Source organism: Methylobacterium sp. Ger2507, assembly GCF_055231875.1.
Map to the genome: position 1 here is coordinate 4,733,370 of NZ_JBUYVC010000001.1, position 23,061 is coordinate 4,756,430.

The 23,061-nt window shown below is 67.6% G+C and carries 20 protein-coding genes; 9 read left to right on the forward strand and 11 right to left on the reverse strand.

What is annotated here, in order from left to right; all coding sequences use genetic code 11:
- The first annotated feature begins 35 nt into the window (after nt 1-35).
- The 3 genes from ACV7NL_RS22005 to ACV7NL_RS22015 all read left to right on the forward strand — a co-directional run bounded on the left by ACV7NL_RS22005 (nt 36) and on the right by ACV7NL_RS22015 (nt 4,673).
- Complete coding sequence (locus ACV7NL_RS22005; protein ID WP_463356882.1) at nt 36-2,141, forward strand: L,D-transpeptidase family protein; 2,106 nt, start codon at nt 36-38, stop codon at nt 2,139-2,141.
- A 303-nt stretch (nt 2,142-2,444) separates the two neighbouring features.
- Nucleotides 2,445-3,950 carry a peptidoglycan L,D-endopeptidase MepK gene (locus ACV7NL_RS22010; protein ID WP_463356883.1) on the forward strand — a complete coding sequence of 502 codons (1,506 nt, stop codon included), beginning with the start codon at nt 2,445-2,447 and terminating at the stop codon, nt 3,948-3,950.
- 561 nt (nt 3,951-4,511) lie between these two features.
- The gene (locus ACV7NL_RS22015) at nt 4,512-4,673 is read left to right on the forward strand and encodes a hypothetical protein (RefSeq protein ID WP_156633846.1); all 162 of its coding nucleotides are present in this window, start codon (nt 4,512-4,514) and stop codon (nt 4,671-4,673) included.
- A gap of 10 nt (nt 4,674-4,683) precedes the next feature.
- Here the strand turns inward: ACV7NL_RS22015 and ACV7NL_RS22020 are convergent, their stop codons facing one another.
- The 3 genes from ACV7NL_RS22020 to ACV7NL_RS22030 all read right to left on the reverse strand — a co-directional run bounded on the left by ACV7NL_RS22020 (nt 4,684) and on the right by ACV7NL_RS22030 (nt 6,138).
- Nucleotides 4,684-4,950, reverse strand: a complete 267-nt coding sequence (locus tag ACV7NL_RS22020) for a DUF2312 domain-containing protein (RefSeq protein ID WP_056180857.1) — start codon at nt 4,948-4,950, stop codon at nt 4,684-4,686.
- An 81-nt stretch (nt 4,951-5,031) separates the two neighbouring features.
- On the reverse strand, nt 5,032-5,340 hold the full coding sequence (locus tag ACV7NL_RS22025) for a DUF1244 domain-containing protein (protein ID WP_056180861.1): 309 nt from the start codon (nt 5,338-5,340) through the stop codon (nt 5,032-5,034).
- 51 nt (nt 5,341-5,391) lie between these two features.
- Entirely contained in the window at nt 5,392-6,138 is a 747-nt protein-coding gene (locus ACV7NL_RS22030; RefSeq protein ID WP_463356884.1) for an N-formylglutamate amidohydrolase, read from the reverse strand.
- A gap of 17 nt (nt 6,139-6,155) precedes the next feature.
- Here ACV7NL_RS22030 and ACV7NL_RS22035 point away from each other — a divergent pair, with 17 nt between their 5' ends.
- The 3 genes from ACV7NL_RS22035 to ACV7NL_RS22045 all read left to right on the forward strand — a co-directional run bounded on the left by ACV7NL_RS22035 (nt 6,156) and on the right by ACV7NL_RS22045 (nt 8,408).
- Complete coding sequence (locus ACV7NL_RS22035) at nt 6,156-6,419, forward strand: hypothetical protein (protein WP_463356885.1); 264 nt, start codon at nt 6,156-6,158, stop codon at nt 6,417-6,419.
- A complete protein-coding gene (locus ACV7NL_RS22040) occupies nt 6,416-7,732 on the forward strand; it encodes a glycerate kinase type-2 family protein (RefSeq protein ID WP_463356886.1) in 1,317 nt (438 codons plus the stop codon). Before ACV7NL_RS22035 ends, ACV7NL_RS22040 begins: the two co-directional genes overlap by 4 nt.
- A 229-nt stretch (nt 7,733-7,961) precedes the next feature.
- A complete protein-coding gene (locus tag ACV7NL_RS22045; protein ID WP_056180951.1) occupies nt 7,962-8,408 on the forward strand; it encodes a DUF1036 domain-containing protein in 447 nt (148 codons plus the stop codon).
- 184 nt (nt 8,409-8,592) lie between these two features.
- Here ACV7NL_RS22045 and aqpZ read toward each other — a convergent pair whose 3' ends face one another.
- On the reverse strand, nt 8,593-9,333 hold the full coding sequence (aqpZ, locus tag ACV7NL_RS22050) for an aquaporin Z (RefSeq protein ID WP_056180871.1): 741 nt from the start codon (nt 9,331-9,333) through the stop codon (nt 8,593-8,595).
- Between the two features lie 1,181 nt (nt 9,334-10,514).
- On the opposite strand from aqpZ, the gene pyk reads away from it, so the two are divergent.
- Nucleotides 10,515-11,951, forward strand: coding sequence for a pyruvate kinase (gene pyk, locus ACV7NL_RS22055; RefSeq protein WP_056180953.1), 1,437 nt, complete (start codon nt 10,515-10,517; stop codon nt 11,949-11,951).
- Nucleotides 11,952-11,996: 45 nt separating this feature from the next.
- Here the strand turns inward: pyk and ACV7NL_RS22060 are convergent, their stop codons facing one another.
- The 3 genes from ACV7NL_RS22060 to ykgO form a co-directional block, all read right to left on the reverse strand.
- A complete protein-coding gene (locus ACV7NL_RS22060) occupies nt 11,997-12,977 on the reverse strand; it encodes an alpha/beta fold hydrolase (RefSeq protein ID WP_463356887.1) in 981 nt (326 codons plus the stop codon).
- A gap of 5 nt (nt 12,978-12,982) precedes the next feature.
- Nucleotides 12,983-13,588, reverse strand: a complete 606-nt coding sequence (locus ACV7NL_RS22065) for a tetratricopeptide repeat protein (RefSeq protein ID WP_156376004.1) — start codon at nt 13,586-13,588, stop codon at nt 12,983-12,985.
- Between the two features lie 78 nt (nt 13,589-13,666).
- A complete protein-coding gene (ykgO, locus tag ACV7NL_RS22070; RefSeq protein ID WP_055886195.1) occupies nt 13,667-13,792 on the reverse strand; it encodes a type B 50S ribosomal protein L36 in 126 nt (41 codons plus the stop codon).
- A 417-nt stretch (nt 13,793-14,209) separates the two neighbouring features.
- Here ykgO and ACV7NL_RS22075 point away from each other — a divergent pair, with 417 nt between their 5' ends.
- Nucleotides 14,210-14,638 carry a PilZ domain-containing protein gene (locus ACV7NL_RS22075; RefSeq protein ID WP_463356888.1) on the forward strand — a complete coding sequence of 143 codons (429 nt, stop codon included), beginning with the start codon at nt 14,210-14,212 and terminating at the stop codon, nt 14,636-14,638.
- A gap of 131 nt (nt 14,639-14,769) precedes the next feature.
- On the opposite strand, the gene hpnH is transcribed toward ACV7NL_RS22075, so the two are convergent.
- The gene (gene hpnH, locus ACV7NL_RS22080; RefSeq protein WP_463356889.1) at nt 14,770-15,933 is read right to left on the reverse strand and encodes an adenosyl-hopene transferase HpnH; all 1,164 of its coding nucleotides are present in this window, start codon (nt 15,931-15,933) and stop codon (nt 14,770-14,772) included.
- Between the two features lie 627 nt (nt 15,934-16,560).
- Between hpnH and ACV7NL_RS22085 the strand changes: the two genes are divergently transcribed.
- The gene (locus ACV7NL_RS22085) at nt 16,561-19,233 is read left to right on the forward strand and encodes an MMPL family transporter (RefSeq protein WP_463356890.1); all 2,673 of its coding nucleotides are present in this window, start codon (nt 16,561-16,563) and stop codon (nt 19,231-19,233) included.
- Nucleotides 19,234-19,318: 85 nt separating this feature from the next.
- On the opposite strand, the gene hpnK is transcribed toward ACV7NL_RS22085, so the two are convergent.
- From hpnK to hpnI, 3 genes are all read right to left on the reverse strand, one after another.
- Nucleotides 19,319-20,155: a hopanoid biosynthesis-associated protein HpnK gene (gene hpnK, locus ACV7NL_RS22090; RefSeq protein WP_463356891.1), complete on the reverse strand. Its 837-nt coding sequence runs from the start codon at nt 20,153-20,155 to the stop codon at nt 19,319-19,321.
- A 134-nt stretch (nt 20,156-20,289) separates the two neighbouring features.
- A complete protein-coding gene (hpnJ, locus tag ACV7NL_RS22095) occupies nt 20,290-21,720 on the reverse strand; it encodes a hopanoid biosynthesis associated radical SAM protein HpnJ (RefSeq protein ID WP_056180889.1) in 1,431 nt (476 codons plus the stop codon).
- A gap of 57 nt (nt 21,721-21,777) precedes the next feature.
- Nucleotides 21,778-22,956, reverse strand: coding sequence for a bacteriohopanetetrol glucosamine biosynthesis glycosyltransferase HpnI (gene hpnI, locus ACV7NL_RS22100; RefSeq protein WP_463356892.1), 1,179 nt, complete (start codon nt 22,954-22,956; stop codon nt 21,778-21,780).
- Nucleotides 22,957-23,061: the final 105 nt, after the last annotated feature.

A 23,061-nucleotide genomic window follows, 5' to 3' on the forward strand; every position in this document is an offset into this window, starting at 1 on the left:
TCGGCCTGCCGGGTCGGTCCTGAGGAGTTGCCATCATGGGCGTTTCGCGCTCCGCCTCCGTTGCGCTGTCCGCCCTGCTGGCGGGCTGCATCGGCTATACGGCCCAGGCTCAGACCCAGGCCCAGACCCTGCCCTCCGATGAGGTGACGGCTCAGGCCAAATCGGCCGAAGCGGCTCAGGCCAAACCGCCGGAAGCGGCCCAGGCCAAATCGTCCGAAGCAGCCGACGCGCCCGTCGTCAAAAACGCCTCCGTCGATGCGGCCGCCCCGGCGGTCGAGCCGGCCGCGCCGCAGGCGGGTGCTGCGGCCCCATCGACAGAATCCGCTCCCGACGCCGCCGCGTCCGCACCGGTCGCCGAGGCGCCGCCGCCCCTCCCCGCCGATCCCCAGGGGGCGGCCGTCGCCGCACGGCTCCTCGATCCGGCACCGCTTCTGCCACGCCTCTCCACGAAGGAGCGCGAGGCCATCCAGGCCTTCTACGCACTGGGCGCCTTCAAGCCGGTCTGGATCGTCGACGGCGCCCTGACCCCGGCGGCCAAATCCGCCGCCGCCCGCCTCGCCGCCGCCGGCGAGGACGGCCTCACCTCCTCGGCCTACCCGGTGCCGGTCCTCGGCACGCAGGGCGCCACCGAGGCACAGATCGCCGAGGCCGACCTGAAGCTGTCGGCCGCGGTGGTACTCTACGCCCGCGACGCGCGCGGCGGCCGCATCCACCTCGCCAGCCTGTCCCGGCTGATCACCCCGACCCTCGACCTGCCCGCGCCCGACGCGGTCCTCGGCCGCATCGCCTCCGCGGGAGCCCAGGCCGGCGCCCTGCTGCAGGGCTACAATCCGGCTCAGCCCGGCTACCTCGCCCTCAAGGCGCGGCTGGCGACCCTGCGCGGGCACGGTGAGACCCCGGCCGCCCCCAGCGTCCAGCTGCCGCCCGGTCCCGTGCTGAAGCTCGGCATGAGCGATCCGCGGGTGCCGGCCCTGCGCACCCGCTTCGGCCTGGAGACACGGACCGCCGGCACCCTCGATGCCGGTCCCGGCGATCCGCAGACCTACGATGCCCGGGTGGTCGCCGCCGTCACGGGTTTCCAGCGCGCCCGCGGACTGGCGCCCGACGGCCATCTGACGCCGCAGACCGTGGCGGCGCTCGCCCGGCCGGACTCCGCCGCCCGGCCCGATGCCGGCGAGGCCGCGCTAATCGTCAACATGGAGCGCTGGCGCTGGCTGCCCTCCGACCTCGGCCGCGACTACGTCCTGGTCAACATCCCCGAGTTCCGCCTGCGGGTGATCCGGGACGGCCGGCAGCGGGATGAGGCGCGGGTCATCGTCGGCAAGACGGAATCGCCGACGCCGATCTTTTCCGGGATGATGGAATACGCGGTGGTCAATCCGTCCTGGAACGTGCCGCCCTCGATCCTGAAGAACGAGTTCCTGCCCGGGCTCGCCCGCGATCCGAACTACGCGGCGCGGCGCGGCTACGAGGTGGTCTATCGCAACGGCAACGTCTCGGTGCGCCAGCCGCCGGGCGAGCGCAACGCCCTCGGGTTCATCAAGTTCATGTTCCCGAACAACCATGCGGTCTACCTGCACGACACACCGAACCGCAGCCTGTTTTCGTCGTCCCAGCGCGCCCTCAGCCATGGCTGCGTGCGCGTCGACGACCCCTTCCGCTTCGCCGATGCGGTCCTGCCCGAGGCCTGGTCGAGCGAGCGCCTGAAGAAGCTCATCGGCAAGGGCGAGCGCCAGATCCGCCTGCCCGAGAAGCTGCCCGTGCACCTCGCCTACTTCACCGCATCGGTGGACGAGACCGGGAGCCTGCGCACCCTGCCGGATCTCTACGGCTACGATGCGCGCATGAAGATCGCCCTCGGCCTCAGCCCCGGCAGCCTCCTGGTCGCCAAGGCGAAGGAGGGCAAGAGCCCGGATCAGGCACGTCGCGGCACTCAGAAGCCGACCGTGACCGGCCGGACCGGTCCCGCCCTCACGGGCGCCCCGAAGCCGATGGCCGAGGCGCGGCGCCAGCGCGTCCGCGAGGTCAACTCGGAGACGGGATCGGCCGCGCGGGGGAATCCCGGCCGCGCTCCGGGCGATTTCGGCGAGCCCGACCTGTGGACGCCGCGTCCGGGCCGGCCCCTGAACAGCTGGTGGTAGGCCCGACGCGCCGGGGACGATGCTGAAGCGGGGTTTCATCGACCGCGCCGGCACCGTTTCGACCGGCCGACATCTTGGCGACGTCATTCCCATCGCGGGCGAATAGTCTTGACGACAGGACCATAAGCCTGGGTGTGCGTCTCCGCACAGCCGGGCACGATTTCGCCACGGTTGAGACTTAGCCGTTAACGCCTGAACCGACGACGCGTCGAGGACCCGATAACCGGACGTTTACGGTTTTCGGCAACCTTGCGTTCACCATGATCCGTGCCCCGCATGCGATCGGGAGAGGGTGAGACAACGGTGGGTAAGCTTCTGCGACACGGTCAGACCACGCGTCGACGCTTCCCCGCTCCGGCGCGTCTCCGGCGCCTCGCGGTCATCGCGGCCGGCATCGGCCTCGCGGTGGTCGGCGGAACCCGTGGTACCCAGGATGCCGTGGCCAACGGCGACACCCGGACCCTCTCGATCTATCACACTCACACGAAGGAAAGCCTGACCGTCACCTTCAAACGGGATGGCCGCTACGACCGCGCCGCCCTGGAGCAGTTGAACTGGCTTCTGCGCGACTGGCGCATGGAAGAGCCGACCAAGATGGACCCGCGCCTCTTCGACACGGTGTGGGAGGCCTATCGTTCGGTGGGCTCGCAGGAGCCGATCAACGTCGTGTCGGCCTATCGCTCACCCGGCACCAACGCGATGCTGCGGCGGCGTTCGAAGATGGTGGCCGAGTACAGCCAGCACATGCTCGGCAAGGCCATGGATTTCTACCTGCCGGACGTGTCGATCGATCAGATCCGCGCCATTGGCATGCGGATGCAGCGCGGCGGCGTCGGCTGGTATCCGCGCTCCGGCTCTCCCTTCGTCCATCTCGACGTCGGCTCGGTCCGGTCCTGGCCGCGCATGACCCACGATCAGCTGGCCCGCCTATTTCCGGATGGCAAGACCGTCCACCTGCCGAGCGACAATCGCCCCCTCCCCGGCTACGAGATGGCGCGGGCCGAAATCCTGCAGCGGGGCGGCACCGTGCTCGGCGTCACCGAAGTGGCGCAGATGGACGAGGATGACGGCCCGAGCATCAAGGGCTTCTTCGCCAGCCTGTTCGGCGGTGGCCGCACGCAGGAGACCGCGCCGCCGGTCCAGGTTGCCGCCAAGGCCTCCGACCGGACGTCCGAGCGAATGAGGGCGAAGCCCTCCCCCGTCGTCGTCGCGAGCGCCGACCCCGAGGATGCGGTCGGGGCTCGCGCCGCCCTCGCCTACGCGGCGCCCGCCGCCGACGAGACCCTCAACGGCGCCCTCCTCCGTCGCGACGGACGCGACGCCCAGAGCCTGCTGACCGCCGAAGCGCCGAATGCGGCTGCCTCCGAACCCGCGAAGGCGAATATCGTCCTGCCCCTGCCGCCCCGGCGTCCGGCGGAGTTCGCAGCCGTCACCGCGGCCCTGACCATGCCGCTGCCGCCGTCGCGGCCGGCCGTCCAGGTGGCGAGCCTCGGTGCCGTCGGGATGGCCAACCTGCCGTCCTCGTCCACGCCGAGCCGCTCCGCGGCAATCCCGGTGCCGGCCAACGCCGATTCGCGCACCCAACTTCGCGCCCTGTTCGCGGCCGCCGCTTCCGACGCGGAGCCCGCCAGCCGCGCGGCGCCGGTCAGGCTCGCGAACGCGAAGGCCAAGCTCGACGGCGCGCCCGGTGCGGTCGTGGCGCGGCCGGCCGGTGTCGCCACCCGCTTCTCGGTTCGCAGCCCCGGCGACGACCTCGCCGCGACCCGCTTCACCGGGTCCTCGACCCGAGGCGTTCCCGGCACCCGCTGACCGGGTCCGGTCCGCGATCGGACGATCGGGACGGGCGGTGTTCGCTCCGTCCCTGTCTCGCCCGGGCATGTGGAACAGTCGGCGACGCGTGCCCTGGTCGGCGCCGGACAGTCTTTCGCCCTGCCGTTCTGGTGTTATCCGGTGGGAATACGGCCGATCCCCGTGTGTATCCGTCTCGGCAAGGCGATCTGTCCTGATGGCGGCCGGACACGCCGCGATGGACGTGAGCAACGGCATCGACACCGGACCTTGGGCGTCGGACCCGTGTCCTGACCGTTTCTGATCTCGAGTCCGCCAGCCTCGCGCGGATGAAGCAGCGCTTGGCGCTTCGACAAGTCTTGATCCGAACGACTGCGTTTTATCGGGCTCCAGCGCCGCGCAGAATTGGAGACATCCGGCGCTATACGTAGTTTCCGGACGGGGGAACGCCCCCGCATCACCCATATGGTGTATGACGCCGCCCCGCTGGCTCGGGACAAGGTGTGAGTCCCTCACATCGGGAGGATTTGGCAACCGTCTTTCGCGAGATGGCGTTGCAGGCGGTGCGGAGGACCAGGGATCGTGATGTTTTCGATCAGCGCGACGTGCCTGCTGGCGGGGATCGTCCTCGCGCTGGTCGCGCAAAGCTACCCGCGCCGCCGGGTCGCCCTCGAATGGGCCGGCGGCACGCTCCTGATCGCGGGGCTGGGCCTGCTCGGCGCCGGTCTGCGCCTGTTCCGCTGACGGTCCCGGCTCAGACCATCCCGAGCGCCTGCATGTACAGCTCCAGGATCGCCTCTTCCTCCTGGCGCTCGGCATGGTCCTTCTTGCGCAGGGAGATGATCTTGCGCAGGGCCTTGGTGTCGAAGCCGGTGCCCTTGGCCTCGGCGTAGACGTCCTTGATATCGGAGGCGAGGCCGGCCTTCTCCTCCTCGAGGCGCTCGATGCGCTCGATGAAGCTCTTCAGCTGGTCGGCGGCGACGGAGGAGGCGTCGACGGCGGGTGCGGCGGATGCGGCCATGGTGGTTTCAAGTCCCTGACATGCGAGGCGCGGTGCGGGGCGCCGGAACCGCCTCGATAAGCCGTCAAGCTTACCGGGACCTTAGTGCGGCTCGGCCGCCGCCTTGGCGAAGGCCGCCTGTTGCTCCGGGGACGCGTCCGACTGGTACAGCCGCTTCCACTCGGCGAACGGCATGCCGTAGACCGCCTCCCGGCTCTCGTCCTTGCTCATCGGCAGGTCCTTGGCCTCGGCCGCGTCCTTGAGCCAGTTCGACAGGCAGTTGCGGCAGAACCCGGCCATGTTCATCAGGTCGATGTTCTGCACGTCGGTCCGGGCCTGCAGATGGGCCACGAGGCGCCGGAACACGGCGGCCTCGAGTTCGGTGCGGGTGGCGGCGTCGATCTCGGTCATGGTGCGCTGTCTCCGTTTGTCGGCTTGAGGTCGGGCGGCCCGGCCCCGCCGTCAAGCGGCGATCGGCAGCATCGGCCGGAGCAGGCGCGCGAAGCGGGTCGCCCATTCGGCCTGTCCCGCCTCGCCGACGATGAGATCCTGGCGGATCTCCACCAGGGCGTTCGGCAGCCCGCGCGCCATGGCGTGACGGTCGATGGTGTCGCCGGGCAGGCCGCCGCCGTAGGGCTCGTTGTCGCCCACCGTCAGCCCCGCCGGATCGGCGCGCAGGCCCGCGATCAGGGGCACGCTCATGCGGTCGTCCCGGTCCCACAGGATGCCGACCTCCCAGGGCCGGGGCACGCCGCGCCAATAGGGCGTGAAGCTGTGGATGGTGACGATGGCCGGGCGCCTGCCGGTGGCCTCGGCCTCGGCGATGCCGGCGTCGATCGCTTCGTCGAAGGGCGCGTAGAAGCGCCGGACGCGCTCGGCCTTGCCGTCCTCGTCGATGCGGGCATTGCCCGGCACCACCGCCCCGTCGGAGAGGCGCATCACCAGGGTCGGGTCGGCCCGGCCCCGGTTCGGATCGATGATCAGGCGCGAGAACCGGGTCAGGATCGCCGGCACGCCGAGATCCGCCGCCAGCCGGCGCGTCACCGCGGCGGCGCCGATGTCGTAGGCGATGTGGCGGGCGAATTCGTGCTCCGGCACCCCGAGCTGGTCGAGGTCGGCCGGAACGTGGTTGGAGGCATGGTCGCAGATCAGGAGCAGGCCCCGGGCGGGATCGCCCGGGATGGTCTCGACGGGATGCGGTGGCTGCATGGGAAGGCAGGGTCCGGTTGAGCGCGGGCGGCGGCGTTGGAACGAACGGCACCGGTTTCGCCGGCAGGAAGCAAGGCCCCGGCCGCATCGCGGGGGATGCGCCGTCACGCACGGCTACCCGTCATGCGTGGCTTGCCGAGGCGGCGAGCGTCGGGCACAGCACGTATCGCGGATCGCGCCGCGACGGCAACAATCCGGCACCATGCCGGGGGCACAACAATCCGGAGGACAACCACCGGGCCGCCTTCGCGATCGACCACCGGAATACGGAAACGCCATGACCGACTCCAATTCGACCGACTCCAACTCGACCGAGACCGCCCGCGCCCTGCTCCTGCATTGCCTCGACGAGGCGATCGCCGCCGCCCACCCGGCGCGCTGCCTCGTGCCGCACCTGCCGGCGCCCGGCCAGGGCCGCCTCATCATCCTGGGTGCCGGCAAGGCCGGCGGCAGCATGGCGGCCGTCGCGAGCCGGTTCTACCGGGAGGAGCACGGCGTCGATCCGAGCCGCATCGTCGGCCTCGCGGTCGCCCGCCACGGCTACGGCGAGGAGGCGCCGATGATTCGCATGGTCGAAGCCGGACACCCGGTGCCGGACCAAGCCGGCATCGACGCCACCATCGACACCCTGAAGATCGCCGCCGACGCGGGGCCGGACGACGACGTGCTGGTGCTGCTCTCGGGCGGCGGCTCGGCCAACTGGATCGCCCCGGCCGGCGACCTGACGCTCACCGAGAAGCAGGCCATCACCAAGGCCCTGCTGCGCTCGGGCGCGCCGATCAACGAGATCAATTGCGTGCGCAAGCACCTGTCGCGGATCAAGGGCGGCCGGCTCGCCATGATGGCGCGCAACGCCCGCTCGATCCTGACGCTCGCCGTCTCCGACGTGCCGCACGACGACCCGGCGGTGATCGCCTCCGGCCCGACCGTACCCGACCCGTCCACTCTGGCCGATGCCCGCGCGATCTGCGAGCGGCGCGGCATCCCCCTGCCGGAGACCGCCAAGGCGCTCCTCAACGATCCCGCCAACGAGACACCGAAGGCCGGCGACCCCGCCTTCGCCCGGGCCGAGTACCGCATCATCGCCCGGCCGATCGACGCCCTGGAGGCCGCGGCGGCTGCCGCGTCCGCGGCCGGCTACGAGCCGGTGATGCTCGGACCCGACGTCGAGGGCGAGGCCCGCGAGGTCGCGGCCGAGCACGCCGGCATGGCCCGCGAGATGGCGGCGGCCGGGCGCAAGGTCGCCATCATCTCGGGCGGCGAGCTGACGGTCACGATCAAGGGCGAAGGCCATGGCGGCCCGAACCAGGAATACGCCCTGGCGCTCGCCCTGGCGCTCGACGGCGCCCCCGGCATCCTCGGCATCGCCGCCGACACCGACGGCACCGATGGCGGCCGTGGCGAGGCGACCGATCCGGCCGGCGGCCTGGTCGACCCGACCACGCTGGCCCGCGCCCGCGCCGCCGGGCTCGATCCCGCCGCGATGCTGGCCGACAACGATTCGACGAAGTTCTTCGCCACCATCGGCGACCTCGTTCAGCCGGGTCCGACACGCACCAATGTCAACGATTGCCGCATCATCCTCGTTGGCTAGGTGCGCCGGCGGGCGGTCCCGGGTCTTCGATGGGTCCACGGTCACCTCGGGTCCCCTCTCCTGGACGGAAACGGGCAGGGTGAGGCGTATGGATTCTCCGGACACGACCCACGCCTCACCCCAGCCCTCTCCTTCCCGGAGAGGGAGCGGCGTCGCGGCGTCGTCCGGCGGGGTCCTGCCCTGGGTTGCCGCGCTTCGGGCTGGAAACGGCGACCAACGCCGCGGACAGCTGGCCCGGCTCGCCCGCGCGGTCGCTGGCACGGTCGCCGTCACGTGCCTTGCGGCGATCCTCGTGCCGGTGCCGGCCCGCGCCGACCTGCGCATGTGCAACCAGACCGCCAGCAAGGTCGGGATCGCGCTCGGCTACCGCGACCCGCAGGGCTGGGTGACGGAGGGCTGGTGGGACGTCGCGCCCAAGGTCTGCGAGACGCTTGTGAAGGGAGCCCTCGCGGCGCGGTTCTACTACGTCTACGCGGTCGACTACACGCGCGGCGGCGAGTGGAGCGGCCGCTCGCTGATGTGCACCAAGGACCGTGAGTTCACGATCCGCGGCGTCGAGGATTGTCTCGCCCGGGGTCTCGACCGCAACGGCTTCTACGAGGTCGACACCGGCGAGCAGAAAAGCTGGACCATCCAGCTCACCGACCCCAACCAGCCGGTGACGCCGACGCCGTGACAGGCGGCCAAAGCCCGTGTCGCAACGGCGAGCCCCTGGGACGGACGTCCCGGCTCGGGCCACCTGCGCCCTCCTGGTGGCGATGAGGCCCGGTCCGGCCCCACCCTGTCAGGTTCGGCCAGGCCGGGGGATCGTTCTCACCGGCTCGCGGGCCGGCTCAGGGCTCGCGCGCCATGGTTCGCCCTCAGGCTGTCGCCCGCTTCTCAACGACGGTCGTGTTGACGGTGTCGGCGGGCTCATACAGCCACCGGGCCATGGCGCCGGCCGCGATCGCGCCTGCGATCGGCGCGAGCCAGAACAGCCACAACTGCATCACGGCCTCGCCGCCCGCGAACAGCGCGGGTCCGGTGCTGCGAGCTGGGTTGACCGAGGTGTTGGTCACCGGGATCGAAATCAGGTGGATGAGGACGAGAGCAAACCCGATGGGGATGCCGGCAAAGCCCGTGGCGGCGCCCTTCGAGGTCGTGCCGACGATGATGAAGAGGAAGAAGAACGTCGTCAGGAATTCGATGATCAGGCAGGCCGCGAGACCGTACTTGCCGGGGCTGAGATCACCGTAGCCGTTCGACGCGAACCCGTTCGGGACCCAGCCGGCCTTGCCCGACGCGATCACGTAGAGGACGCCGGCCGCGACGACGGCGCCGATCACCTGGGCGACGATATAGGGCAGCACGTGCCGGTTCGCGCAGCGGTGGGCCGACCAGAGTCCGAGGGTCACGGCCGGGTTGAAGTGGCCGCCCGAGATGTGCCCGACCGCATAGGCCATGGTCAGCACGGTGAGGCCGAAGGCGAAGGCCACCCCGAGGAAGCCGATGCCGAGTTCCGGAAAAGCAGCCGACAGAACGGCGGCGCCACAGCCGCCGAAGGTGAGCCAGAAGGTGCCGAAGAACTCGGCGGTCGCGCGCCGCATGGTATCGTGATCCATCCTGAAACCTTTCGCTGCAAGAGTCCGCGAAGTGCTCGCGATCGGTCAGGACTGAAGATTTCAGTCGGCAAAGCGCGAGTTCGAGTTATCGACGACGGCATGGGCCAAGACGCCTTGCGCGAAAGTTGCATGTGCCCGTTGAGGTGGCAATTGTCGGTGCTGCGAATATTTTAGCAGCTGATCGCTGCTGTGCCTTATTATTGAGCTGATATGCTCGAAGGATCATGAGCAAAGCGCCGCATTCAAAATCGATTGGTCATTCTGAGCCGAATTCATAGCTCCGCCGACGCGGCGTGGCTTTCGTGAAAAGCCGGCGGTTCTGGGCCACGCCGATACTGGGACGGACGAGGCCGAAACGATGCCGAATCTTGCAGCCGTGCGGTGGATGTCGGGACCTGAAGTCCGATACCATCCCGGTCCGTTCCGGCAAGACCGCGCGTCGAAGTCCTCGTTTCCGCAGTCCGGCTGTCGTGAATCCGGGCGCGGAGGGCCGCGCAGAACGTCGAATGTCCATCCACAAAAACATTGACAATATTCCTATTTCGTGCTTTCCTGCCGCCACTCGCCTCCCCCCGACGGGAGGCCCTTGGGCGGACCGGGTCGAGGGGTTTGGGAGGACGAGACGGCGCCCGCGCCGATGGCCCGGTTTCGCCATCGCCCCGGGCAGCGCCGCGCGACGCAGGGTGTCTTGGCGCGGGTTGGGCCTCTTCAGGCCGGACCCGCAAACCTGGGGCACCTCCAGACAACGGACGACCCGCCCACTACGAGGCGGGTACGGGGCCGTGGGCCATGATCAGCCGGCCGCCAGGGGCCGCCGCCTCCCAATAGGGGGCGACGGACCGTGGAGGAGGGCCGCCATAAGCCGAGTCGCCGACGCCGTAGAGGACGCCGTGACGTGACAGGTTCGACCCTCCGGGGCCGCGCCCAGGGACGCCGGGAGACCGGCTTCGTTTTCCCTTCGTGGTTTCGCGGCGTCCCGCGTCTCCCGCGTCGGTGAAACCCCGCGCCGGGATCGGCGGCGGGGCCGCGCGCGCATGCCAGCAGCGCATCGCGACCCCCTGGACCGGGCTCGGGGGCGGCCCGGCGTTCTTGACGCGCCGGCCCCATCGGTGCTTGTGGCCCTTCGCTCAACGCCGGTCGTCTGAAACCGGCGAGGCCTGATTTCGGGGATGGAGACCACAGTGAAACGCTCACGCCGCACCAAGATCATCGCGACCCTGGGTCCCGCCTCCGATACGCCGGAGATGATCGAGAAGCTGTTTCGCGCCGGCGCGGACGTCTTCCGCCTCAACATGAGCCATCTGCCCCGGGAAAAGCTGCCCGAGAAGATCGAGGTGATCCGCACGATCGAGCGGGAGCTGAAGCACCCGATCGCGATCCTGGTCGATCTCCAGGGACCGAAGCTGCGCGTGGCGGCCTTCGCCGAGGGTGCGGCGATGCTGGCGAACGGCGCCACCTTCGTGCTCGACAGCGACCCGACCCCCGGCGACGTGTCGCGGGTGTTCCTGCCCCATCCGGAGATCCTCTCCGCCCTGGAGCCGGGCCACGTGGTCATCATCGACGACGGCAAGCTGCGGCTGACCGTGACGGAGGTGTCCGAGGGCCGCGCCGTGACCCGCGTCGAGGTCGGCGGCCGGATCTCGAATCGCAAGGGCGTCTCTCTCCCCGACACCGTGATCCCGGTCGCCGCCATGACCGAGAAGGACCGTGGCGACCTCGAGGCCGGCCTCGCGGCGGGCGCCGACTGGATCGCCGTCTCGTTCGTGCAGCGTCCCGAGGACGTGGCCGAGGTGAAGAAGGTCGCGGCCGGCCGGGCGCTCATCATGGCCAAGATCGAGAAGCCGCAGGCCCTGACCCGGCTCGAGGAGATCATCGAGATCTCCGACGGCCTGATGGTGGCGCGCGGCGATCTCGGCGTCGAGATGCCCCTGGAGCAGGTGCCCGGCGTGCAGAAGCGCATCACCCGCGCCTCGCGCCGCATGGGCAAGCCGGTCGTGGTCGCGACCCAGATGCTCGAATCGATGATCACCGCCCCGGTGCCGACCCGCGCCGAGGTCTCGGACGTCGCCACCGCCGTCTACGAGGGAGCCGACGCGGTGATGCTCTCGGCCGAGAGCGCATCGGGTTCGTTCCCCATCGAGGCGATTTCGATGATGAGCCGGATCGCAGAGCAGGTCGAGCGCGACGCCCTGTACTGGACCATCCTGACGGCCCAGCGCTCGGAGCCCGACGCCACCGCCTCGGACGCGATCGCGGCGGCGGCGCACCAGATGGTCGACGCCCTCAACCTCACGGCGATCATGGCCTGGACGCATTCCGGCTCGACCGCCCTGCGTCTCGCGCGATCGCGGCCCAACGCGACGATCATCGCGCTGACCCCGAAGCGCGAGACGGCCCGGCGCCTCGCTTTGTGCTGGGGCACGCACCCGATCGTCACCAAGGACGCCAGCGACGTGGACGACATGGCGTTCCGCGCCGCCAAGTTCGCGGTGCGCGAAAACTTCGCCGAGATCGGCGGCCGCATCATCGTGGTGGCGGGCGTGCCGTTCGGGACGCCGGGCGCCACCAATCTGGTGCGTATCGCCTTCGTGACCCGCGAGCACGCCGCCAAGGCGTGAGGTTCATGACGGAGCCGCGCCGCCGGTTCGTTGCGGCGGCGCGGCTCAGTGAGTGGTGACGGATTCGGACAGGCGGACCACCTCGTCGACGACCGCCTCCGTCGCCACCGCGTGGACCATATGGCCGATGCCGGGCAGCTCCACGAGCCGTGCGCCCGGGATGAGCCTGGCCAGCGGACGGGCATGCCGCTCGGCCGGGACGATGGCGTCGCGGTCGCCGGTGACGATCACGGTCGGTACCGCGATGCGCCCGTAGGCGGCGCTCTGCTGCTGGAGCGCGGCCGGCAGCGCCATCAGGTCCTGGACATTGGCCAGCATCGTCGCCGGTCGCAGGACGAGGGCGGCGCGGCTGGCCTCCAGGTAGCCCGGCGGCGCGCTCTGCGGCTTGAACACCGATTGCCCGGCCGGTCCCAAGTAATAGAGACCGACCGGCGTGGCGACGGTCCGGCTCAGCAGCCACGTCACCGGCGGGACCAGGGCAAGGCGGTAGTACCAGGGGATCGGCCCCATCTCGGGCAGCGGCATCACCGCCGGCGACACCAGGACGAGCCCCGAAACGCGATCCGGATGATCGAGGGCCAGGGCGGTCGCCAGCGCTCCGGACCAGGAATGGCCGAGCACGAGGGCGGGGCCGATGCCGAGATTCGCCAGCGCCTCCGCGATCACGGCGGCCTGCGCCCGCGGCGTCGCCAGGGCGCTGCCGCCGGGGCGGTCACTCCAGCCGAAGCCCGGCCGGTCGAGGGCCACCACCCGGAACCCCTCGGCGGCGAGGCGCCGGCCGAGATCTGTCATCGGATCGGCCGCATTGGCCGAGGCCCCGTGCAGCAGCACCACGGTGCCCCGCGCCGAGGGATTCGGGCCGGCCTGGATCGTGGCGATGCGGCCGCCCGTCACCGCCACGAAGGGGCCAGCCGGCGGATAGCGCGCATCGATGCGCGCCGAGATCAGCAGGGTGATGCCGGCCGCGATCAGCGCCAGCATGAGGCCGCCGGCCAGGAGACCGGCGATCAGCTTGAGGAGGAACATGGGGGCTACAGGTCGCGACCGTCGACGTCGGGCGCCAAGCGGTCGATGGCGGTCTGGAGCCGGTCCATGCGGGGATAAAGGGCCGATGCCCGCCGGAATGCCTCCAGGGCACGGCCCTTGTCGTCGAGGCTCTGGTAGATCCGCCCCAGGGCCGCCCAGGCCTCGAAGTGGCGCGGCTCCAGAACGAGCGTACGCTGCAGGTCGGCGATGGCCGCCGACGGATCGGACAGCATCCAGAACACTGTCGCGCGCCGATTCCAGCCCTCGGACCAGCCGGGCTCCAGGGTCGTGGCCCGGTCCATCAGCTCGATCGCCAGCGGAAGATCCTGGCCGGACATCGCCTGGCGGGCCCGCTCCGTGAGAAGGTCGGCAGTGGCGCTGCCGGACCGGCCCAGCCGCTGCTCGATCAGGCGGGCGACGCCCTTGGCCTCGGCATCGTCGCCGGCGGCCTTCAGGCGAGCATAGAGGTCGTCCAGGGAAAGCGGCTGGCTCTTCTCCGGCTTCGCCGCCTCCCGGACCGGAGCCGCCCGGACGAGCGGCACGGAGAGAACGCAGAAAGCCGCGACAAGCGCGGCTCTCAGGCAGGGTCGGGCGGGATCGTGTGGCGACATGGGCGAAGCTTCCTCGCCTCGCATCGCCACGTCAACGTGCGCGCTTGCCGCGTCCCCTCGGGGGCGGCAGCAAACCCTTCAGCCCTGACGGGCCTTGAAGCGCTTCTGCGTCTTGTTGATGATGTAGACACGGCCCTTGCGACGCACGATCTGGTTGTCGCGATGACGGCCGCGGAGGGACTTGAGGGAGTTGCGAATCTTCATCGGTCTCACGTCGGTCGAGCGATCAGCCCGCCGCCTGTCCATAGGGTCTCGGGAACGAGGCACCTGACGGCGGCCTCGGCGATGTGTCGATGCATCGCGGAAAGGCGCTTGCCTTATCAGGATTCGCGCCGGCAAGGCAAGGCTTCCGGGGCGCTTCCGCCGCATCTCCGCGCTTGTAGCGCTCGATTGGGCTATCAGGGAAACCAGATCCGTCGGTCACTTGCACTTCGAAAGGCCGGGACGCTCGCCCGCTGCGAATGACCATCGTCAAGCCTTTCGATCCCGGGTTTCGCGAAAACGTGAAGGGAGAGCCGTTTCCCGCGCAGTCAAACCGGCCTTGCCCGAGAAACACTATCCATCTGTAAAGAGTCTCGGCCCTATAGAATTCGAGCGCGAGCCGATCGCGGAGATGGGGCTTTGACGACCGACATGGAGCATTCGGAGCAGGCTCAGGACGCGCCGGTACCGCGCCGCGAGGAGCGCAGCCCGACCAATTGGATCGCCACCATCCGGTTCCGGGACGGGACCGAGATTCCCTGCACCGTCAAGGACGTCTCGAAATCCGGCGCCCGGATCTGCATCGGGGCCAAGCAGGACCTTCCACCGGTCTTCATGCTGCGGATCATCGGCCGGGATTTTCTGTGCCTCGTCCGGGTCGCCTGGCGGCGGGGCGACTATGTCGGGGTCCGCATCGAGCGCGTCGGCAAGGTTCCTTCCGCAGCCGCCGCAACAGCCCCTGTTGCTCAGCCTGTCCCGGTGACGTCCGAACCGACGACACGGACAGCCGTTCCCGATGGCGGCGGGCTCGGCGTTCCGTCCCGCAAGCGCGGGATTTCGGCTTTCTAAGCTCCGAGCCCGCCTCAGTTACACCTGTCTCCCTCTGGCGTCAGACCCTCCTGCGCAAGGGCGGTTCAAAACGAAAAACCCCGCCTGCCAGAGCAGGACGGGGTTTCCTCGTTCGACATAGGTGGAGCGGATCAGGCTGCGGTGCGGTTGCGAGCTTCGCGCTTGGTGTCCACACCCGAAGCTTTGATCTCGGACAGCTTCTGGGCGACGTTGCGCGAGAACACGAACTCGGCCGGGCGCTGGTTCTCAAGGCTGACTTCGGGCGCCATGTCGCCCTCGGTCTTGATGCCACGGATGGCATGGATCAGCGGCTTCCAAGGCTTCTTCACGGAATCGACTACCGATGAGGCCTCGTAACCGGAATGGACCATGCAGTCGGCGCACTTTTCATAGTTGCCGGTGCCGTAGGAATCCCAGTCGGTCTCCTCCATCAGCTCCTTGAAGGTCGCCGCATACCCCTCGCCGAGCAGATAGCAGGGTTTCTGCCATCCGAACACGGTCCGGGTCGGGTTGCCCCACGGGGTGCAATGATAGGTCTGGTTACCGGCCAGGAAGTCGAGGAACAGACTCGACTGCTGGAAGGTCCACTTCTCGCGACCCTTCTCCTTGCCGTGCCGGAACACACCCCGGAACAGCTCCTTGGTCGCCTTGCGGTTCAGGAAGTGCTTCTGGTCGGGCGCGCGCTCGTAGGCATAGCCCGGCGAGACCGTAATGCCATCGATGCCCATCTTCGTGACGCTATCGAAGAAGTTGGCGATCTTGTCGGCCGACGAGTTGTTGAAGAAGGTGCAGTTGATGGTGACCCGGAAGCCCATCTCCTTTGCCTTGGCAATGGCCGCCACGGCCTTGTCGTAGACGCCACGCTGGCACACCGACTGGTCGTGCATCTCCTTGTCGCCATCGAGATGGATCGACCAGGTGAAGTACGGGCTGGGCTTATACTCCTTGATCTTCTTCTCAAGGAGGAGCGCGTTGGTGCAGACGATGGCAAATTTCTTCTGGGCGATGATGCCCTCGACGATCTGCGGCAGATCCTTGTGCAGCAGGGGCTCGCCACCAGCGATCACCACCACGGGTGCACCGCACTCGCGCACGGATTCGAGAGCGTCGGCCACCGGCAGGCGCTTGTTCAGAATCTCGTCCGGGTAATCAATCTTCCCGCAACCGGCGCAAGCAAGATTGCAGCGGAACAGCGGCTCCATCATCATCACGAGCGGGTAGCGCTTGCGACCGGTGAGGTGCTGTTTCAGAATGTAGCCGCCGATCTTCGCGACGTACCGGATAGGGATGCCCAAGACGCGGCTCCTTGTTGTTGGCCCCGATGTATCGGGCTGCTTAGCGTGAAAAAAGGCCAAATTCCAGCAAGCTAGCTTGGAACCATCCCGAAAGGCCCCGAAACGGCGCCGTTCCGACAAGTTCGGCGGCAGCTGAAACTATCCGGCCACAGAATGCAGCACTCTCGTGCCGAAGCCCGCCATCACAGACCGCCTATAACCCGATCGGATGCCCATATTCCTATTCGAAAGCCGCATGCCAGAGCCCCAGCTTGGCCGTGGGGAAAGCGCATCAGCTGTCCGTATCCAGACGTGGTACGCGACGAGGACGCAGTGCGAGATCGCACAAAAGGTTCCAAGCCGGAACGCTCGCCTTGTTTGCGTTGCATTCCTGCCGTTGGGTCGATAGGTGAACCGGCCATTCACGTAATGTCGTCAATGTCATGCGATTCGGTTGATCAGTGCCTTTCCGGGAGCCCCGCTTGGGTTTCCTAGGGGCGCTGGACGCTGAGATTCGGGATTCGCGGCGACTGGTGATAACCGGCGGCATCGAACAGATCGATTCCCCTTGTGCAGCCGCGTCGGCCGCAGCGCCGGTAGTCGGCGTGCTTGCATCGGAATGAGATCGCTGAAGCAGGTAGGACACTCGTGATCGAACGGCTCGTCGCGTTTTCCGTCCAGCGTCGCTGGTTGGTCATAGCTCTCGTCGCACTCATTACCGTTGCCAGCGCCGGTGCGGCCGCTCATCTCTTCAAGATCAATACCGATGTCGAGCGGTTGATCGACAAGGATGTCCCCTGGCGTCAGGACGAGATCAACTATGAAGCTGCGTTCCCGCAGCGGACCGGTACCCTGGTGGCCGTCATCGACGGCAAGACGCCGGAGGAGGCCGAGGAGGCGGCGGCCGAGTTCGCGGCGGCGATCGCCAGACACAAGACCATGATCGAGTCGGTCTACCGTCCGGACGGCGGCGCCTTCTACGAGAAGAACGGTTTCCTGCTGATGTCGCAGGAAGAGCTGACCAAGACCACGGAGCAACTCGTCCAGCAGCAGGGCCTCCTCGGACCGTTGGCTGCCGACCCGTCCCTTCGCGGCATCATGCGCGTTCTCGGCCTTGGCGCCCGCGGCATCAAGAGTGGCGATGCCAAGCTCGAGGATCTCGAGCGGCCGATGACCCAGATCGACGCCACCGTGCGCAAGGTCCTGGCCGGCGAGCCTGCGCGCATGTCCTGGCAGATGCTGCTTTCCAACGGACAGACGCAGAGCACGGATCTGCGCAAGTTCGTCATGATCCAGCCCGTCTTGGACTACAACGCGCTACAGCCCGGCGCCCACGCGACAGAGGTGGTGCGCAAGGTCGCGTCGGAACTCAAGATCAATACCCTTGGGGGCCCGGAATTCGCCGAGCGTCCACGCATGCGTCTGACCGGCCCCGTCGCAGTGGCTGACGACGAGTTCGCCACCCTCTCAGAGGACGCTTTGCTGAACTACAGCGTCACGGTCGGTGCGATCGTGCTGTTCCTGTGGCTTGCACTCCGCTCGGCCCCGCTGATCGGCGCGGTCCTGATCACCACCTTCGCTGGCCTCATCGTGACTGCGGGTCTCGGCCTGCTGATGGTCGGCGAACTCAACCCGATCTCGGTCGCCTTCGCGGCGCTCTTCGTGGGCCTCGGCATCGATTTCGGTATCCAGTTCGCCGTTCGCTACCGTGCTGATCGGTTCGAGCAGCCCGACCTCCTCTCGGCCATGCGGGCGGCAGGTCGGGGCGTCGGCTGGTCGCTGACCCTGGCGGCCATCTCGCTTATCGCCGGCTTCTTCGCTTTTCTGCCGACTGCCTTCCGAGGCGTCTCGGAGCTGGGCCTCATCGCCGGCGTCGGCATGATCGTCGCCTACCTGTTCAGCCTCACCCTGCTGCCGGCCCTCATCGCGGTGTTCAAGCCCAAGGGTGAGCGCGAACCGGTGGAGACCGCCTGGCTCGCGGGCGTCGATCCGTGGATCATCCGCAACCGAAAGCCGATCCTGATCGGCGTCGGGTTGATCACGCTCGCGGGCATCCCGCTGCTGTTCAAGCTGCCCTTCGATTCCAACCCGATGCATCTGCGCAGCCCGAAGGTGGAATCGATCTCGACCTATCTCGATCTGATCAAGGACCCGGCGACGAGCCCAAACATCATCGACGTCATGGCACCCTCGGCGGCCGCGGTGCCGGCGCTTGCGGAGAAGCTGCTGAAGTTGAAATCCGTGGCGAAGGTCATCGACATCGACACCTTCGTGCCGCCGGACCAAGACCAGAAACTGGCCATTATCGCTGAGACCGCACAGTTGCTGGGGCCGGTCCTGAATCCCGGCCGCAAGCCGCCGCCGCCGACCGATGCCGACAACGTCAAGGCGATGAAGGAGGCGGTGACGGCCCTGCGCGGTATCGCGGCGGGCTCCACGGCTCCGGGCGCCAAGGCAGCGGGCGAGCTTGCGACCGATCTCGACAAACTGGCAGCTGCTCCGGTCGCGACCCGCGAGGCGGCGAGCGTTGCACTGACGACGGATCTGAAGACCCTGCTCTCGCGTCTGTCCGGCCTCCTGAACCCGGAGAAGATCACCCTCGACAACCTTCCGCCTAAGTTGAAGGCCGAATGGATCGCCGCAGATGGACGTTCACGCATCGAAGTCCATCCAAGCGGGGACGCCAACGACAACCAGGTGCTGCGGAACTTCGCCAAGGACGTGCAGAGTGTCGCGCCGCATGCCACCGGCGCGCCGGTCGCCACGACGTCGTCGAGCTATACGATTCTGGGCGCCTTCCTGCAGGCGGCGATCACCGCACTCGTCCTGATCTTCATCATCCTGTCGGTGGCGCTTCGGAAGCCGTGGGACGTTGCGATGACCCTCGGGCCGCTGGTGCTGGCAACCCTCTGGACGCTTATGGCCCTGCATATCGTCGGGATGCCGCTGAACTTCGCCAACATCATTGCGATGCCGCTGATGCTGGCGGTCGGCGTGGCCTTCCACATCTACTACGTCATCGCTTGGCGGGCGGGCGTGACCGACATGCTGGCCTCCAGCCTGACGCGAGCGATCTTCTTCTCGGCGCTGACCACCGGCACGGCGTTCGGCTCACTGGTGCTCTCCAGCCATCCGGGCACGGCCAGCATGGGCAAGCTTCTCGCGCTGTCGCTGTTCTTCACCCTGGTGGCAGCCTTCTTCGTGGTTCCGGCGTTCCTCGGGCCGCCGCCGAAGCATCCCGACCCGAAGCGTCCCGAGGGCGATGCCGCTCTACCGCCCGTAACCCGGGCCAAGGCCGCGGAAACGGTCTCGGCCAAGTAGGCCGCGCGGAAATTCCATAAGACGAAGAATGGGCGCGGGTCCCCGCCGCGCCCATTCTTCGTTCGCCATCAGTCTTGATTTGTCCTCAGGCGAGAAAGTCTGAAAATCCCCCTCTTACGAAGCCGGCGGCCGCCGCGAGGCTCTCGGGGGCGACCAGCGCATCACGCTCCGCCACATAGGCAGAACCCGGCGCCTCGCCGGGAAACCCGCTCCCCGTGGCGGGATGAGTGTAGAGTTCGGTCAATCCGTCTGGCAGGTGCGCCAACAGCCCCTGCACTCGGGCTGGCGTCATCGCCCCGGACCAGGCGAGTCCGAGAGTCCTGTCGGGGATCAGGAGGCCTGCTTGGCGCGCCCGTACGGCCAGCAAGGCCGCCCAGGGTGCTGTGTCGAGGGCGGGCTTCGGATTTGCGCCCGGCTCTGCCGCCCGCAGGACCGCGCGGGTCTCGCGCGGAACCCGGATCGCCCGCATGCCATGACGACGACCCGCTGCGAGCACCAGACCGGCAATGATCGGGTGCACGTGGAAATGCTTGTGGGCGTTGACGTGGTCCAGGGGTAGGCCGGTCGCGCGGAAGGCCTGGAACTGTGCTTCGATTTCAGCCGAGAGTTGGCGCCGCACCGAGGCCTTGAGGGCCAGGTCGAGGCCGAGTCGCTCCATATCGCTACGGATCAGACCGTCCGGGGTGACGAGATCGGGAATACGCTCAGGCGGCAGGGTCGGCCAAGCCTCCACCATCACCAAGTGAAGACCGATGCGCAGGGAGGGCAGACGCCGAGCCCGAGCCACGGCGTCATCGGCGGCCGGGGCAGATACCATCAGGCTTGCAGCGGTGAGGATGCCGTCACGATGCGCTTGCTCCACCGCCTCATTGACCTGAAGGCTCAGGCCGAAATCATCGGCGGTAACGACCAAGCGCTTCACAGGACGACTCCGGGTAACGGGAGGCGGGACCCTCCCCCTAAGGTAGGGGCTGTAGCCCGACGACGCGAAACGGCCGGGCTTTCCAGCCCGGCCGCCTCATTGTGTCTGGGTATCGAATCGAACCTGCGTCGAGCTCAGGCTGCAGCGCTGGTCTGACGGTCCTTGAGGAAGCGGTAGAACTCCACACCCTCGCGTAAACGGCGCTTCATCATGTCGGGCGAACGGACCATCTCGGAAACGATCGAGGCGATCTTCGGAGCGCGGAAGTAGAACTTCCGGTAGAACTCCTCGACAGCCGCGAAGATTTCGGAATGTGACAGGTGCGGGTAGTGCAGCGGTGCGATCTGCACGCCGTTCTCGTCGACGAGTTCCGCGTTTGCGACGTCCAGCCAGCCGTTCTCCACCGCCTGCTTGTACAGGAAAGTGCCGGGATACGGTGCCGCCAGCGAGGCCTGGATCGTGTGCGGATTGATGCGCTTGGCGAACGCGATCGTCTCCTGGATCGTCTCCCGGGTTTCGCCCGGGAGGCCAACGATGAAAGTACCATGGATGGCGATGCCGAGATCGTGGCAATCCTTGGTGAAGCGCTCGGCGACCTCGACGCGCATACCCTTCTTGATGTTGTTCAGGATCTGCTGGTTGCCGGACTCGTAGCCGACGAGCAGCAGGCGCAGGCCATTGTCCTTGAGCACCTTCAGGGTATCGCGCGGAACGTTGGCCTTGGCGTTGCACGACCAAGTCACACCGAGCTTGCCCAGTTCGCGGGCGATTTCTTCGGCGCGCGGCAGGTTATCGGTGAAGGTGTCGTCGTCGAAGAAGAACTCCTTGGTCTGGGGAAACTCCTTCAGGCAGTACTTGATCTCCTCGATCACGTGCGCGACCGAGCGGGTGCGGTAGGTATGACCGCCGACCGTCTGCGGCCAAAGGCAGAAGGTGCAGCGCGACTTGCAGCCACGGCCCGAGTAGAACGAGATATAGGGGTGCTTCAGGTACCCGATGAAGTACTTCTCCATCTGGAGATCGCGCTTATACACGCTCGTGACGAACGGCAGCTGATCCATGTCAGTCATGATTTCGCGGTCCTCGTTATGGACCACGTTGCCATTGGCATCGCGATAGGACAGCCCCTTGATCTCGGACATCGGGGTGCCGTCAGCGACTTCCTTGACGGTGAAGTCGAACTCATTGCGGGCACAGAAATCGACCACCGGGGCCTGGGCCATCGCGCCAGCGGCATCGACCGCGACCTTGGCGCCGATCAGGCCGGCGATGAGCTTCGGGTTCTCGGCCTTGAGGGCTTCAATCGTCTTCACGTCCGACTTGAAGGACGGAACCGAGGTATGCAGCACAACCAGGTCGAAATCATGCGCTTGGGCCACGATCTCGCTCAGCTTGATGTTGTGCGGCGGGGCATCGATCAGCTTCGAGTTCGGCACCAGGGCGGCAGGCTGGGCCAACCAGGTCGGGTACCAGAACGACTTGATCTCGCGTTTGGCTTGATAGCGGGAACCGGCACCGCCATCGAAGCCGTCGAAAGTGGGAGCCTGCAGGAAGAGGGTGCGCATGGGGTTCAAGGCCTCAGCGAGAACAGGGGACAGTTGAATGGGAGAATAAACGGAAGGTCAGAGTGACGATGCACCAGCATCGCGCCCAAGCGTCGTCTCGGGGATCAAGGTACCGTCCGCAACCACGCGATAATCATGGCCCTTCCATGTCACAGCACCGGAGACGAAGCTCCAGATGAAGTTCATGAAGGATAGGATGTCGCGAATCGGCAACAGCCAGTAGGGATGCGGAGCAAGGCCGAAGGCCCGCTCCAGGCGGACGCACAGGATGATCCGGCACGCCAGGGCGAAGGCCGCCACGGCCAGGGCCGTGGTTCCAGCATCCGGGACCAAAGCTCCGATCAGGGCGAGCGGAAAGGCATGGGTCACGAACGATCCGGCATAGCCGGCAGGATCGACGTTGCGGATGGTGCGGTTCCAGCGAAGCTCATGGCTCCACAGGCTCGCCAGATCCGTGTCGACGCAGGTGTGCCCAATGGTGAAGCTCGGGATTGCAACGACCCCGCCCTTGGCGCGCAACGCTTCGCCGATGGCATAGTCGTCGGCGAGGTCGTCGCGGAAGGCTTCGAAGCCGCCGATCTCGCCAAGTGCCCTGGTGGAGAAGGCAATGGTGGATCCAAAGCAAGGCTGTGCGAGGCCGAGCGACGTGCCCATCACCACGTTGGGCAAGAACTGCACGTCGATGGCGAGAGCGGAGAGATGGGCCCAGATCCCCCGATGCGCAGGGACCCCATGATACAGGCAAGTCACCCCGTTCACGCCCGGCTGCCTCAGCTCACCGACGATTCGGCCGAGGTAGTCGGGCTTCACCACCATGTCGCTGTCGGCAAGAACCACAATCTCGTGGGAAATTCGGGTCGACATGTTGATGAGGTTCGAAACCTTTCGGTTCGAACCGTGCTGGCGCGCGTCGATGACAAGATCGAGCCGAAGCGCCGGATAGGCGGCCTGCAGACGACGGACGACGGCGATCGCCGGATCGGCAGCGTTCTGAACGCCAAAAATCACCTGCACGGGCGCGGCATAGGCCTGCTGGCAGAAAGTCTCGAGATTCTCGTACAGGTTTGGCTCGATTCCGCAGAGCGGCTTCAAGATCGTGACGGACGGCGCCCCATCACCCAGGGCCGGCGCTGCCTTGCGGGCAAAACGCCCGGCTAAGGCAGCGGCAGTCAGTCCGTACACGCAACCGACCAGGGCGATCAGCGGCAGGAGATGCGAGAGCCAAGTCAGGTCCATCAGGGGCATCGCTCGGTCACGGGGCTCGTGAGAGTGCCGCGAAGTCGAGCGGCGCGAATCGTTTGTCGTACGGGAGGAACAAAGTCCGGGCGTCTCTGTCGCAAC